The sequence below is a fragment of the Mesorhizobium sp. BHbdii genome, from assembly GCF_053848045.1.
In genome coordinates this window covers 85660-97447 of the sequence record NZ_JBSPKX010000009.1, presented here as the reverse complement: position 1 = coordinate 97447, position 11788 = coordinate 85660, and the positions used below count along the sequence as shown (strand labels likewise).

Genomic DNA, 11788 nt, shown 5'->3' with positions numbered 1-11788 from the left:
CGGGCTGCCCGGCCGGCATTCGCCGTCTAGTTGACGCGGGGTGGAGCAGCCCGGTAGCTCGTCAGGCTCATAACCTGAAGGTCACAGGTTCAAATCCTGTCCCCGCAACCACCGATACCGACACTCCCGCAGCTTTTGCTGCGGGAGTGTTCTTTTTTGTAGTCTTCCCAACGGCCTGCCGCTCAATCCAGTTCAGGATCGCACCGAGTTCTCCGTAGAGAAGCGCGTCGATCTCGCCGCGATTGGGGCCAGGGCGTAGCACTATTTTCTCGATCACCGTGCGCAATGCCTCTGCAGCCTCCGTCCGCGCTTCAGGGCGGTTCAGCGCCTCCGTCAACCGGGCAACCTTCTTCGCGTAGATCGCCGATGCGCTCGTCAGCAGGACCGGGACATCCTCCGGCACGTCAGCGAGGAGGGCAGACAGCTCGGCCTTGCGTAGTTCCAGCTTCTCGATCTTCTCTTTGAGCGTCAGGGGAAGCACGCCGGCGAGAATGGCGTTGATGGCCTTCTCCAACTCGCGCCCGGTCTTCTCAAGCTCTGTCCGCCATTCGTCGCCTTTGGACCGGCGCTCGCGGTTGAGCCGGTTCGTCTCCTCCGCATGGGCGCGCATGGCCTCTGCTGCTACCTCTGGCGACATCATCCGGTCCTTGAGACCGGCCAGCACGCGGTTCTCCAGCTCTTCGCGCGGGATCGTGCGGCTGTTGGAACAGGATTTGTTGGCGATGTGGCTCGAGCAGGCAAAGCGGCCAGCGCCACGAAGCGAGTAAGGACCACCGCAGCAGCCGCAGAAGATCAGGCCGGACAACAACGACTTCGGCCGGCGTGCGCCGTTCAACTTATTCTTTCTATGGTGCTCGCGCACCGCCTCGGTCACATTGGCATATTTCTCGACGATCTCGCTCTGGCGAACACGGACCGCCTGCCAGAGCTGGTCATCGACGATCCGCAACTCGGGAACCTCGGTCACGATCCGGTCAGATTCCGGGTTCATGCGCGACACGCGCCTGCCAGTGGACGGATCCTTCACGTAGCGCAGCCGGTTCCAGATCAGCCGGCCGATATAGAGTTCGTTGTTGACGATGCCGGAGCCACGCTTCTGATGCCCGCGGATCGTCGTGTCGATCCAGGGCTTGCCGCCGGGACCAACAACACCTTCGTCGTTCAGCGTCTTCGCAATGGTGCGCGGGCCAATGCCGGCCGCAAAGTCGCGGAAGATGCGACGCACGACCTCGGCTTCGTAAAAGTCGATCTCGCGTTCGCCTCTGATCAGTTCGCCGCGATGGTCCAGCTTCTTGAGGATCTTGTAGCCGTAGCAAAGCCCGCCGCCGGACTTGCCGTCCTCGACTCGACCGCGCAGGCCGCGATGCGTCTTGGCGGCAAGATCCTTCAGGAACAGCGCGTTCATCGTGCCCTTCAGCCCAACATGGAGCTCAGTGATTTCTCCTTCAGCCAGGGTGACGATCGGTACGCCGGCGAACTTCAGATGCTTGAACAAGGTGGCGACGTCGGCCTGATCGCGGCTTACCCGGTCCAGCGCCTCGGCGAGCACCAAGTCAAACAGGCCCTCCTGCGCATCCTGCAGCAGCATCTGGATGCCAGGCCGCAGGATCATGCTCGATCCGGATATGCCCGCATCCTTGTAGCAACCGGCGATCTTCCAGCTTTCCCGCTTTGCTTGCTCGCGACAGACACGGAACTGATCCTCGATCGAGGAGTCCCGCTGGCTTTCAGATGAATAACGGGCGTAAAGCGCAATGCGGGTCATCTGGACTATCCTCTCGGCCTCTATCGTCCCGTCAGGCGGCCGCTTACTGGCGGGTGGGGCGGATCAGGATTTCGGCCGAGATGCCGAGCTGGTCGTGCAGGTTACGGATCATCTCAATCGAGAGACCGCGCCGGCGGTTAAGCACCTCGGCTACTCGGCCCCGTGTTCCGATTATCGGTTCCAGATCCTTGCGGGACAGACCCTGCTGCTCCATGCGGAACTTGATCGCCTCGATCGGGTCGGGTGGGTCCATCAGATGGTGTTTTTCCTCGTAGACCTCAATCAGCGTCGCGAGTACGTCCAACCGATCGCCCTCAGGCGTGCCGCTCTTTGCGCCCCACAGACGCTCCGCTTCGGCAAGCGCCGCCGCGTAATCCGCCTCGGAACGGACGGGCTTTAGCTCAATCGCCATGTTTCACCTCCGTCACGTCGATCCTGTCATAGGGGCTCAGTGGGTGCCGATCCACTTGATCCAGACGATGCTCTTCTCGAAGTCGACCGCCACCAGCAAGCAATAGGCATTGCCCTTGATGTTAAAGGCAGTCCGCTCGGCGCTGAAGATGCTGGCCGTCGCGTAAAGCCGCTTCACATCAGCCGAACTCTTCCAGTCCGCCTCGCCGACTTCGTCGAACCAGGCATCTAGCGCGGCCTTCACTGCCGGCTGGTCCTTGTGCGTCTCAAGCCTATCGACGAACTTCCGCAAGGTGCGACGGGCAATAATCCTCATCACGAGACCTTACTTTGGTCCCGAAATGGGTGCAAGCCGAATCTGGAAAAGACCCCGGCGGGGAAGCTTCGCCAGGGAACGCAATGCGCTGCCGAGGCGGGGTTCAGGGGCGATCGGCGGACCACGTCCCGGTTTTCGGACGCCGTTCGGCTGTCAACCTACCTTCAAACTGCTCGCGGGCGATCTGACGGCCGATTAGGCGGGCGAGACGCAGGACAGCTGCGTCTGCGATGGTCGGAGATTCGGCAGACTTCTCGGATTCAACCGACGGGTCGCGACCCTCGATCCTGATCCTATCTCGTTTGGCTGCCATGCCTCCAGTACCCGGTGCCGAGCATCATCAGGAGCCATCGGAAGCCCATCTGCAGGAATAAGGGAAGGGGGGCGCCACCATTGTGCGGCGAATCGGATACCGCGACTTGGAAAAGGGCTGGGTTGGCCAGTACTCGCCAAAAGAGTCTCACGCAATCGCGGATCGATGTGCCATCGGCCGTGCTGGAACACCTCGGGGGCCGGAGACCGGCGTGTCGGCCTACGAGCCGAACCTCTCCATCAAGCACGCACCGGCGCCAACAGCGAACGACGAAGAAAGCAATCCACTGAAGGTGGATGGTTTTTACGAGCGCTGCGGGATTTGGCTTAGGGAGCGAACGCTCGATACCACAAAATTCGAGATCCATCCAGGAAAACAAGACCTACGGATTCCGTCGAAACCTATTCGGCGTAAAATGGCGCGCGCTAACGCTGAACATGATCGTCGTTCTGATCTGCTTGCTTACTCTCTCTCGGAAAGCCGTCGTCCCAGTGACCCTTCTTTGCTTCAGGTCTTCACGGTACTCGTGATCGCCGCCATCCATGCGGGGTATTTCTTCTTTTTCGTCGAGAAGGCGGCAGTGCTCGAGGCCTCGGACCAGTGCGGACGGCAGCTCATTCTGAGCTGTGAAGCCCTCATGTCTGAATCGAAGTGAGCAACACTAAGGTTCCGGCCGGCGGGCTTTTTTGTGTTCAGGCCCTCTGGTACAACCCTAAGGCATGCGTATGCCTCTGCCAGATCCCGATGTGACCGACGAGGCTCCACTTCTTCCGTGCTGGCCGGCTACGACGAGGAGCGGCTGCTCACCTACGTTCGCCTTCTCGATGCCGCGGCCGAAGATGCTGACTGGCGTGAGGTTGCCAGGATCGTCTTACACATCAATCCCGAAAAGGAGCCGGAGCGGTGCGTTCCGCGCTTGGAGAGTCATCTTGCCCGCACCCGACGGATGACCACAACGGCTACAAACATCTTCTGGCAGGCGGGGGTCCGCACTGATCCTTGACAGCGAAGCGGAGCCAGAGGCGGGGATCAGCAAAACATGTCACCGAGACTGACGCACCCTAGGTGCGGGCTCGTGCGATACTGTTTCGACATCTACCGTGACTAGGCCGGCTCCTTCGATCCGGACAGTCACCTTGCCGTCCTCGTCATCCACCCGAGTGACAAAGCCGGTGATCTCGACCTTTTCGCCGGCCGTTGCCCTCTTCGGTGTGTCGATCGAAAAGGGAAAGCTGTAAGAGGGTATGCTCACGCTCGACATGCCGTTGTCCAGCACCTTCAGGATTGTCACGGTGAGTGTGACTTCATCGCCGATCTTTACCGCCATGGCCAGGGTCCATTTCCAGCTTCGTCATTTCCAACTAAACATTCCATTTTGCTAAAATGTTCCGGAACCGATTGCCCGCCCTGCGGCTTGAGTCGCGGTTCGGGGAGTCACTGGTGCATGAGCAACGCCGCAGACCGGCTATCATTCATCGAGTTTCAATCGCCAACGTTGGTCGCGAAAGCTCCCGCGGGCAGCGACTGGCTTCACGAGGTCAAATACGATGGCTACCGCACCCAGCTAATCGTCGAGGGCCGCACAGCACGAGCCTTCACGCGCCGCGGCTATGACTGGTCGCATCGATACAAAGGAATTGTCCAGGCAGCGGCGAACCTACCGGCTAAAGCAGCAATCATCGACGGGGAGGCTGTCGTCCTGGGCGAGACCGGGTTGCCGGACTACCAAGCCCTCGAGCGGGAATTGGGCAATCCAAACTCGCCGAAGGTCATCTTCTATGCATTCGACCTGCTGCACCTGAACGGTCGGGATCTCCGGCAACAGCCATTGGTGAAACGCAAGGCTGCGCTAGAAAAGCTGGTGAAGGACAGGGCGCCGACACTGACCTATGCCGAGCATCTGGAGGTGAGCGGCAGCGACGTGTTTGAACATGCATGCCGGATGGGCTTGGAGGGGATCGTATCCAAGCGAGGGGATGCCCCCTATCGCTCAGGTGTGCAGACGAGCTGGCTCAAGGTGAAATGCATCAAGAGCGACACCTTCCCCATTGTTGCTTTCGTCGAGAAGCTCGGCGCCCACCCGCGCCGCATTGCGTCCCTTTACCTAGGCCGCCGGGAAGGCGATCGCCTGCTCTACGCTGGCAAGGCCCAAAGCGGCTACAGCTTGACGACAGCGCGGCATGTTAGAGAGCGGCTTGATCCACTGATCATCGGCAAGTCGCCTTTGTCACAGCCCATCGTGAAGCCGAAGGCGACCTGGGTCAGACCAGAGGTCCTGGCCGAGGTGCAATTCAGCGGCGTCACCGATCGTGGCATCCTGCGTGAGGCAGTGTTCAAAGGCCTGCGCGAAGACCTCGTGACGATCCCGGCGAAGCCGCCCGCTCCCTCAAAGAGACGAGAGGCGGTCCGGGCACATGGGGTTCCTCGCGAGAACATTCTGCAATTGCTGCCCGATGCGGTTTCGCCCTCCAAGGAAGAGCTTGTGCGCTACTGGGAGCGGGTTGCTGATCAAGCACTGATCCATCTCGGCCGGCGACCGCTGAAGCTGGTCCGCCATGCTTTTGGGGCCACCTTCTACCACAAAGGCAAGCTGCCCGAAATTCCAGCGGCGGTGCATCAGTTGCGCGTCCAGAAGCGCGAGGGGGGCGAGGGCGTTCGCGTGTGGGTGGACGACCTTGCCGGTTTGCTCGGGCTGGTCGAGATGGATGCCGTAGAGGTGCATCCCTGGAACGCCACCGTTGACGATATCGAGCATGCTGATCGCGTCGTGCTGGACCTCGATCCGGGCGAGGGCATCGAGTGGGCGGAAGTGATCGAGACCGCGTTAGCGCTCCGCGACATCATGGAAGCGGCAGGTCTGGAGAGTTGGGCGAAGGTGACGGGCGGCAAGGGCATTCACTTGATGGCGCCGCTTGAGACAAAGATGCCCCACGACAGCGCCCGGCAATTGGCCAAGTCGCTCGCCCAGTGCCTTGTTGAGGCACGCCCCGATCGTTATCTGCTCTCTGCCGCTCCGGCAGCCCGAAGAGGCCGCATCTTTCTTGATTATCTTCGCAACGGGCGCGGCAACACTGCGGTGGGAGCCTTCTCCCCACGAGCCCGACCGGGCTTCCCAATCGCCCATCCTGTAACGTGGAGCCAAGTTGAGCGGGGTATTCGGCCCGACGGTTTCACCATCGACCATCCGTTCCGAGCGGCTGCCCGAAAGGCGGCGTAGCCGCTCGCATTCGAAGCTTTTAATGCTGCCTGCCTGCTCGGATCATCGCTCTGGCAATCGCAAGCTCCGCTTCGAACTTGGCGTTTTCCTTTTGCGTCATGTTGTCGGCCGCGATCAGCCGCCGCAGCGAGCGGATCACCTCGCCGCGTGCCCAGCCGGCTTCTAGCATGCAGTCGACGATCGCCTGAAAGCCGGGCTCTCGCGGTCTGGATAAGAAATTCTGATTCTTAGGCCGATTGATCACAGGCAGCGCTCCCCGTCCTCACGATGCTCAAGTCAGAACCAATTCGGCGTTTGTCGCGGCACAGCTTTTGGACCTGCTCTTCGGTGGCGCCATCTTTCATCACCAAGCCGTAGGCGATACCCGGCAAAGACGGGATCGCTTGCCCTTCCAAATCGATGGTAAAGCGGCCGCCTGGCATTTTGTGAACGCTGAAAGAGACACCTGCGAACTCGACTGGAACCAAAGGTTCTTTCTGGTTGCTCATGATCCGCTCCTTTCGGTTGTCACCCAATGTGAACAAAATGAGAACAAATAGTCAAGCCAGACCTTGACGAGTGAGGAATATGTTCCTTATTCCTGAATGCTTCTAAGCAGGAAGGGCTATGGGAAAGCGCCACAACGCGCCGGCCGGCGAAGCATTGTCAGAACTGGAACTGGTTGCCCAGCAAGCGATAGCTGCGGCAGGGGGCGATGCCTTGGTCGCCCTGCTCAACGTGCTCGCCATCAATGCCGAACTCAAGCGCGAGCTTGCCCTGTCACGGGCAGCAGTTTCGAAAGGGTTCTCCCGCGGCTGGCACAAAGCGCGACACTAGCCATGGCAAGCACGGAAGACAATTTTCGGATCGAAGTTTGGGACAGGGACGAAGCGGCGCTTGTCGAACCGATAAACAGATCGCCCGATTCAATGGTCAGCCAAGCTGCCTGGCAGGCCGCCATTCGTCGGCGGCCGGGCATGCTGCTGATCCACTATAATAGCCGCCACGTCATGGAAAAAATTGTCACGCCAGGCGAAGTGAAGATCCCGCCTCAAACGATCACCGACGGCAGTGTGCATGCCGGGCTCGACGTGTCACTGGGTGATCTGCGCGAGTGGCATAAGCTGCGGGCGTGGTGCAAAAGCTGTTCCCATCACGCAGAGATCAACCCCGCGGCGCTCATCCGGAAATATGGAAAGGCGGCGCTATTCAGCACAGTCGAGAGGGCGCTGTTCTGCACCAGCTGCGAAAGAGGCGGCCCGGTCAGCCTGGAGATCCACAAACTGCCGAGAAATTGAAAGGATGTGAGATGCAGGAGCTTGTCGATATTCTACAAAGCAACTCTGCGCCAGTACTGGCTAACCCAGTCGCCTTTGGCACATTCGCGATAATTTTCGGAAGCGGAGGCTTTCTGGTCGGGCGCTACTTCTTGGCCGAGCGCATCGCCAACCTCGAAAGCCGCATTGCCAGACGGGATGACGAGCTTGCCGAGTTCAAAACAAGACGGCCATCTGCCAAGGAACCTGAGCCGTCCAATGGTGCCGCTTATTGGCACTACGGCTACCGGAGGAACTGACGGAAATCTGCCGCTCGGGAGATTGTCTAATCATTGCGGTGCTGGAGACGCTGTTCGGCGCGGAAGCACCACGAGAGCCCCACAGATGGTGCCAATTTCGGCGCCACCTCTGTGGAAAAGTGCCACTGGTGGACGATGGTAGCGCTTACCGTCAATACAGCGCGGCCACTGAGTTCGTTTGCTAACTCAGGTCCCGGTCAAAGCGAAGGCCTGCTTAACTCTTCTCGTGCACTGAAAAGCGCGTTTTGCGTGGAGGATACCATCTTGCCGTACGAGTACTCAGCTCAAAACCATGATTGGGATCTAACGCTCTATGCCGCAGGCGAGCTGATCAAGGTAGGCCTCGCAATGGACAAGCGGCCAAAGGCGGGCAACATGTCGATGGGGTTTTCCTTCTTCACTGGAGGCATGGTCCTATCCTTCGCAGCTATCGAGAGCTTCTCCGCATCCGTGGCGTTTTTGATGGGATCAGATAATCGCTTCGGGGGCTTTGACTACCAGAAATACCGGCAGGCGAGGCGGTTTTGGGACAAGATGCAATTGCTGATGTCTGCGGCCGGCATTGAGATTGACAAGAGCCAAGGCACGTTCCGAGATATCGGGCAGATGCAGCAATGGCGCAATCTTGTGACCCACTCTTCGCCCTATGAAATCGAGCCTACCGAGATTCAGGACACCACCAGGGCCCCACTGAAGCTGCATGAGAAAACCAACCATCTCGACTATACGAGAATGGCCGATCCCAAAAACGCCACGAGGTTTTACAAAACCGCTGCTGCGTACATTGATCTGGTGAAGGAGCGGACAGGTATCGATCCTCGTGCTTCTGCCACTTACAAAATTCTGGGGTAAAAGCAGCGCCAGTCTCGGAATTGCCTCTCCATAGGACTGCCGTTCGCCGATTACACAGCAGTCCGCTGGTTGAGATGGGGTCTGCCGATGTTAAATGAAACCTGGGACGTTTGACCCGGCGACAGGTCACAGGTGCCAAACCCGACTCATACTCTACCACGAGGTCAGGCAGCCGCAATGTGCGCAGGTGACCTGCTGCGACATTGCCGAATCTTTAGCCGAGGTCGTCGGCATCAAGCGCGTTTCCGGCACGAAAGCCGCAACGCTCCATGAACATCCATGCGCGCAGCCAATTGTTGACCTCTTCAATTTTTAGCTTGGATACGTCCTCGCCCGAACATTTCCCTAAAGCGTTACAGGCGTAGACCCCATTAAGGTAGCCGACAAAGGCCTCGCGCATCATGCCGGTCGGCCGAAACGCAAAATTGTGCGTTATTACCACCTCCTGAACTGATGTGACCATCGCACCCCAATACGGAGTTTCGACCTCACCCTCATAGTTGTTTGTCAGACAATCCTTGAGGGCGTGCTGGGCGAGGCGAATAAGCCGGCCATCAAAGGCGAGCTGTGGTGCTTCCAGAAAATTGTCATGATGCTGTTCATCAATCCCTTCAAGGAACGCGCTTGTGCGTTCGGGCTCGGCGATGTTGAACGGGTTCAGCGCACAAATGAAAAGGCTGTTGCGGTAGTAGCGGGGAATTTCGTTCCACGGCTTTCTGATAAGCAAAAGCCGTGAAGGCGTTCAGCCTCCATGAGTTGGGCGGTGTAGCCGCTGAGCCCGGCCAGATTTTTCTTTGTCCAGTCATTCAAGCTTCCACTCTCTTCTTCACTGTCGAACCATCCCGGCAGGTCATGGAACGACATGACCACGCAGCTCATAGCGTCATGCGACAGGGGGTTGATTGGTGAAATGCCGGAAGTCGTCGTCGCTGGGGATGTAGATTTCCAGCTTCAGGCTCGATAGCTCGCCCGTCGGAAACACCGGACGATAGACGATGATGTCACGCTCGCTGATCAACAGATCGTACAGGAAGGCCTGTCTAGTAATCTTGTTATCAAGATTGGCAACCAGGATGTTGGTAATGTCCTGCGGGCCGGACAGCGCGAACATGCCGGCGATGTAATTGCTGTATGCGAAGAGCTCAGAAAAAGCGTTGCGCTCAGCCGAACGCTCGACCTTCAGTTCCAAGACGAAAAGTCCGTCGTCTGAGTGCCGAGAAGGTCCAATTCCATAGGTGTGGTGCTATCGGTCGGCAGCTTGACCTTGCTGCCGATGAACTCTCCGTAGCGGACGGACCAATGAAGCCACCGTAGCTTGGCAAAAGCCCTTTCTTTGATAATCCGCCAAAGGCGAAAGTCGTCCTCATCCCCATCGCAGTCGGGTGCGGCAGGTGTTACATCAAGCTCAGCATTATCCATTATCAGGGCCTCAAGGCCGGTTTGATAAAGATGCTGGTGGACCTGCTCTTCGCTAAATTTGGTCATGACCTACTGCGCATTGTTATAACGCTGAATGTCAACGCGGTTTCACTTGCCCGGCTGAATTGGTATATTCGTAGAGACTAATGCTAATAGCGGCTGCCACCGCAAGGATGTGCGGTGTAGTACCGCAACCTTGGCAAAGGGGGACCCGCTGTGCGGTTCCCCGCTTGCAATCCCCCGGCTGTGGTGTTCGCTCGGCATCGGGCCTCATCACGCGGGCTTGCCCTCCCCGAGACCCTGCCCAGACCAGCCTGATTGCCGCTGGATCGCCTCCGAGGACGTTTGCCGTCCCTTGGAACCCCGCACCATGCTGCTCGCGCATGGAGGGCGACCAAAGAGCCTTCATGCCCCCTTGGAATTCTGACGGGCTTTCGTGCGCCTCGACCACCATTCCATTGCGGCATCGGTATGGGAAGGGGGCGCTCTCCCCGCGAGCCCCAGCGCCGAATAATGCCATTGTCGTCAGCTTGATGCGCTTGATAGGGCCTGTGCTGACGTCTAGCCCATTAAGGCTTCAGATCGTCCGCCAGGATTGCAGCAACCCGTTCGGAGAGATGATTCTCTTCCGCCTCGATCGGATCAGCATCGAGATCGATCAGGCCGTTATAGAGGCTAAACGAGCCAATCCCCCCCAGCAGTGTAACGGGTGCTTGGACCGGGTCTCTCCCTGCATGTAGCAGCATTACATGACGGGCTGCATACTTCGCACCATAGAGCACGACCTGATTGACATCATCCCTAACCGGTTTGCTGGTCGCGGGCTTGTATTTTGCGTCGATGACTAGCCGCACTACTCCGTCAATCTCGATCACAATATCTGGCGTTACATCAACATTCTTGACGCCAGGTTCGATGGGATCCAACAGCAGCGTGCTGGCACCTCCGGGCGGCGCGTTGTTCCCGTCCTTGACTACGATGCGCGGGTTTTCTTGTAACCGGTCCGCCAGAACCCGCCGGACATAAGCTTCAAAGACCGTGGCCATATCGATAATGATCGACGGCAGAATGGCCATGCCATTGTTACCGCGGATTGATAGCCCCGAATCCGAAATCACGAGCTGTGCGAGCATCAAGGCATCAGCGTAGTTCTCATGCTGCGCGGGAAGATGTCTAACCATGTCCGTGACGGCTTGCGGCGTCATCTCCGAGCGCGACGGCAAGGCAACATCTTCGAGACGGGCGAGTACGCGGCGGATTCGTAACAGTCGCGCGCGTTGGCTTTGACTTTGCGTCCCAAGATAGCGGGATAACAGCTTTTCGAATGCCAGGCGCAACAGGCGGTTGGGTCCAAAATCGACTGTCCTATGAAAGGCCGCAGAGGCGGCCACAGGTAGCCCGGCCTTCGCTGTCCGCCACGCGCTTTCGAATGGATCAATCCGACCCGCAGGCGATGTGCCGATGCGTCCCCGGCGTTCGTAGGCTTTTATGAGACCACTCTCCCAGACGTGATCGAACGCATGCAGCATCTGATCGGTCAGCACATCGAATAGGGAATCCGGTCGCTCTTGGCTGAGTGCGAACTGCCGTGTATATTTTTGCAAAACGCGCGGGGTGTAGCCGGCGGCCATACCAATCAGGCGCTCAAGATTTCCGATTGGCACCCGCGGTGCGACTTCGAGCGCATATTGATCGTTCAGCGGAATATATCCAACCCATCCGCCACACTGAATCGCCGGCTTCCCGTCGCTAAAGATAGGCTTGAAGAGCTTGCGTACATCTTCATAGAGATCAAGACTTCCATCGGGCCTGATCAGTGCCGGTGGCAGTTCCTTAATCTGATGTTCGATGCCTTTGATTGGCGTTCGAGAAATCTGACGTGACGCCGCCTTGCCACGCCCGCTGAGCGCCTCGCTGAGTTCGATAACCCCCGCCATCGA

The 11788-nt window shown here is 58.5% G+C and carries 17 protein-coding genes and 1 tRNA gene; 8 read left to right on the top strand and 10 right to left on the bottom strand.

What is annotated here, in order from left to right:
* Positions 1–34: 34 nt before the first annotated feature.
* Positions 35–111 (top strand) — tRNA-Met (locus ACWTU8_RS29010).
* On the opposite strand, the gene ACWTU8_RS29005 is transcribed toward ACWTU8_RS29010, so the two are convergent.
* From ACWTU8_RS29005 to ACWTU8_RS28995, 3 genes are read right to left on the bottom strand one after another with little or no spacing between them, the layout of a single operon-like run.
* A complete protein-coding gene (locus ACWTU8_RS29005; protein WP_455850839.1) occupies positions 68–1765 on the bottom strand; it encodes a recombinase family protein in 1698 nt (565 codons plus the stop codon). The two genes, ACWTU8_RS29010 and ACWTU8_RS29005, sit on opposite strands and share 44 nt — an antisense overlap.
* 43 nt (positions 1766–1808) lie before the next feature.
* On the bottom strand, positions 1809–2177 hold the full coding sequence (locus tag ACWTU8_RS29000; RefSeq protein ID WP_455850833.1) for a helix-turn-helix domain-containing protein: 369 nt from the start codon (positions 2175–2177) through the stop codon (positions 1809–1811).
* 36 nt (positions 2178–2213) lie between these two features.
* Positions 2214–2492 (bottom strand): type II toxin-antitoxin system HigB family toxin, encoded by a 279-nt coding sequence (locus ACWTU8_RS28995; RefSeq protein ID WP_245268599.1) that lies wholly within the window; start codon positions 2490–2492, stop codon positions 2214–2216.
* Between the two features lie 524 nt (positions 2493–3016).
* On the opposite strand from ACWTU8_RS28995, the gene ACWTU8_RS28990 reads away from it, so the two are divergent.
* Positions 3017–3460: a hypothetical protein gene (locus tag ACWTU8_RS28990; protein ID WP_455850832.1), complete on the top strand. Its 444-nt coding sequence runs from the start codon at positions 3017–3019 to the stop codon at positions 3458–3460.
* A 117-nt stretch (positions 3461–3577) separates the two neighbouring features.
* Complete coding sequence (locus ACWTU8_RS28985; protein ID WP_455850831.1) at positions 3578–3808, top strand: hypothetical protein; 231 nt, start codon at positions 3578–3580, stop codon at positions 3806–3808.
* Positions 3809–3847: 39 nt separating this feature from the next.
* Here ACWTU8_RS28985 and ACWTU8_RS28980 read toward each other — a convergent pair whose 3' ends face one another.
* Entirely contained in the window at positions 3848–4132 is a 285-nt protein-coding gene (locus ACWTU8_RS28980) for a hypothetical protein (protein ID WP_455850830.1), read from the bottom strand.
* 117 nt (positions 4133–4249) lie between these two features.
* Between ACWTU8_RS28980 and ligD the strand changes: the two genes are divergently transcribed.
* A complete protein-coding gene (gene ligD, locus ACWTU8_RS28975; protein ID WP_455850829.1) occupies positions 4250–6022 on the top strand; it encodes a DNA ligase D in 1773 nt (590 codons plus the stop codon).
* A gap of 19 nt (positions 6023–6041) precedes the next feature.
* Here ligD and ACWTU8_RS28970 read toward each other — a convergent pair whose 3' ends face one another.
* Positions 6042–6191: a hypothetical protein gene (locus tag ACWTU8_RS28970; RefSeq protein ID WP_455850828.1), complete on the bottom strand. Its 150-nt coding sequence runs from the start codon at positions 6189–6191 to the stop codon at positions 6042–6044.
* Positions 6192–6249: 58 nt separating this feature from the next.
* Positions 6250–6510, bottom strand: a complete 261-nt coding sequence (locus ACWTU8_RS28965; RefSeq protein ID WP_455850827.1) for a hypothetical protein — start codon at positions 6508–6510, stop codon at positions 6250–6252.
* 118 nt (positions 6511–6628) lie between these two features.
* Between ACWTU8_RS28965 and ACWTU8_RS28960 the strand changes: the two genes are divergently transcribed.
* From ACWTU8_RS28960 to ACWTU8_RS28945, 4 genes are all read left to right on the top strand, one after another.
* Positions 6629–6838: a hypothetical protein gene (locus ACWTU8_RS28960; RefSeq protein ID WP_027153169.1), complete on the top strand. Its 210-nt coding sequence runs from the start codon at positions 6629–6631 to the stop codon at positions 6836–6838.
* Between the two features lie 140 nt (positions 6839–6978).
* On the top strand, positions 6979–7299 hold the full coding sequence (locus ACWTU8_RS28955) for a hypothetical protein (RefSeq protein WP_455850826.1): 321 nt from the start codon (positions 6979–6981) through the stop codon (positions 7297–7299).
* An 11-nt stretch (positions 7300–7310) separates the two neighbouring features.
* Entirely contained in the window at positions 7311–7577 is a 267-nt protein-coding gene (locus ACWTU8_RS28950; protein ID WP_455850825.1) for a hypothetical protein, read from the top strand.
* Positions 7578–7841: 264 nt separating this feature from the next.
* Entirely contained in the window at positions 7842–8429 is a 588-nt protein-coding gene (locus tag ACWTU8_RS28945) for a hypothetical protein (protein ID WP_455850824.1), read from the top strand.
* A gap of 214 nt (positions 8430–8643) precedes the next feature.
* Here the strand turns inward: ACWTU8_RS28945 and ACWTU8_RS28940 are convergent, their stop codons facing one another.
* The 4 genes from ACWTU8_RS28940 to ACWTU8_RS28925 form a co-directional block, all read right to left on the bottom strand.
* A complete protein-coding gene (locus tag ACWTU8_RS28940; RefSeq protein WP_455850823.1) occupies positions 8644–9156 on the bottom strand; it encodes a hypothetical protein in 513 nt (170 codons plus the stop codon).
* A gap of 156 nt (positions 9157–9312) precedes the next feature.
* Positions 9313–9618 (bottom strand): hypothetical protein, encoded by a 306-nt coding sequence (locus ACWTU8_RS28935; RefSeq protein WP_455850822.1) that lies wholly within the window; start codon positions 9616–9618, stop codon positions 9313–9315.
* The gene (locus ACWTU8_RS28930; protein WP_455850821.1) at positions 9609–9914 is read right to left on the bottom strand and encodes a hypothetical protein; all 306 of its coding nucleotides are present in this window, start codon (positions 9912–9914) and stop codon (positions 9609–9611) included. Before ACWTU8_RS28930 ends, ACWTU8_RS28935 begins: the two co-directional genes overlap by 10 nt.
* 503 nt (positions 9915–10417) lie before the next feature.
* The gene (locus ACWTU8_RS28925) at positions 10418–11785 is read right to left on the bottom strand and encodes a 5-methylcytosine restriction system specificity protein McrC (protein ID WP_455850820.1); all 1368 of its coding nucleotides are present in this window, start codon (positions 11783–11785) and stop codon (positions 10418–10420) included.
* Positions 11786–11788 lie beyond the last annotated feature (3 nt).

Excerpts from the sequence above, each read along its gene's own strand:
- ACWTU8_RS28965 (WP_455850827.1), bottom strand. The coding sequence starts at position 6,510 with ATGAGCAACCAGAAAGAACCTTTGGTTCCAGTCGAGTTCGCAGGTGTC.
- ACWTU8_RS29000 (WP_455850833.1), bottom strand. The coding sequence starts at position 2,177 with ATGGCGATTGAGCTAAAGCCCGTCCGTTCCGAGGCGGATTACGCGGCG.
- ACWTU8_RS28970 (WP_455850828.1), bottom strand. The coding sequence starts at position 6,191 with ATGCTAGAAGCCGGCTGGGCACGCGGCGAGGTGATCCGCTCGCTGCGG.
- ACWTU8_RS28995 (WP_245268599.1), bottom strand. The coding sequence starts at position 2,492 with ATGAGGATTATTGCCCGTCGCACCTTGCGGAAGTTCGTCGATAGGCTT.
- ACWTU8_RS28925 (WP_455850820.1), bottom strand. The coding sequence starts at position 11,785 with ATGGCGGGGGTTATCGAACTCAGCGAGGCGCTCAGCGGGCGTGGCAAG.
- ACWTU8_RS28980 (WP_455850830.1), bottom strand. The coding sequence starts at position 4,132 with ATGGCGGTAAAGATCGGCGATGAAGTCACACTCACCGTGACAATCCTG.
- ACWTU8_RS28930 (WP_455850821.1), bottom strand. The coding sequence starts at position 9,914 with ATGACCAAATTTAGCGAAGAGCAGGTCCACCAGCATCTTTATCAAACC.
- ACWTU8_RS28960 (WP_027153169.1), top strand. The coding sequence starts at position 6,629 with ATGGGAAAGCGCCACAACGCGCCGGCCGGCGAAGCATTGTCAGAACTG.
- ligD (WP_455850829.1), top strand. The coding sequence starts at position 4,250 with ATGAGCAACGCCGCAGACCGGCTATCATTCATCGAGTTTCAATCGCCA.
- ACWTU8_RS29005 (WP_455850839.1), bottom strand. The coding sequence starts at position 1,765 with ATGACCCGCATTGCGCTTTACGCCCGTTATTCATCTGAAAGCCAGCGG.
- ACWTU8_RS28950 (WP_455850825.1), top strand. The coding sequence starts at position 7,311 with ATGCAGGAGCTTGTCGATATTCTACAAAGCAACTCTGCGCCAGTACTG.
- ACWTU8_RS28955 (WP_455850826.1), top strand. The coding sequence starts at position 6,979 with ATGCTGCTGATCCACTATAATAGCCGCCACGTCATGGAAAAAATTGTC.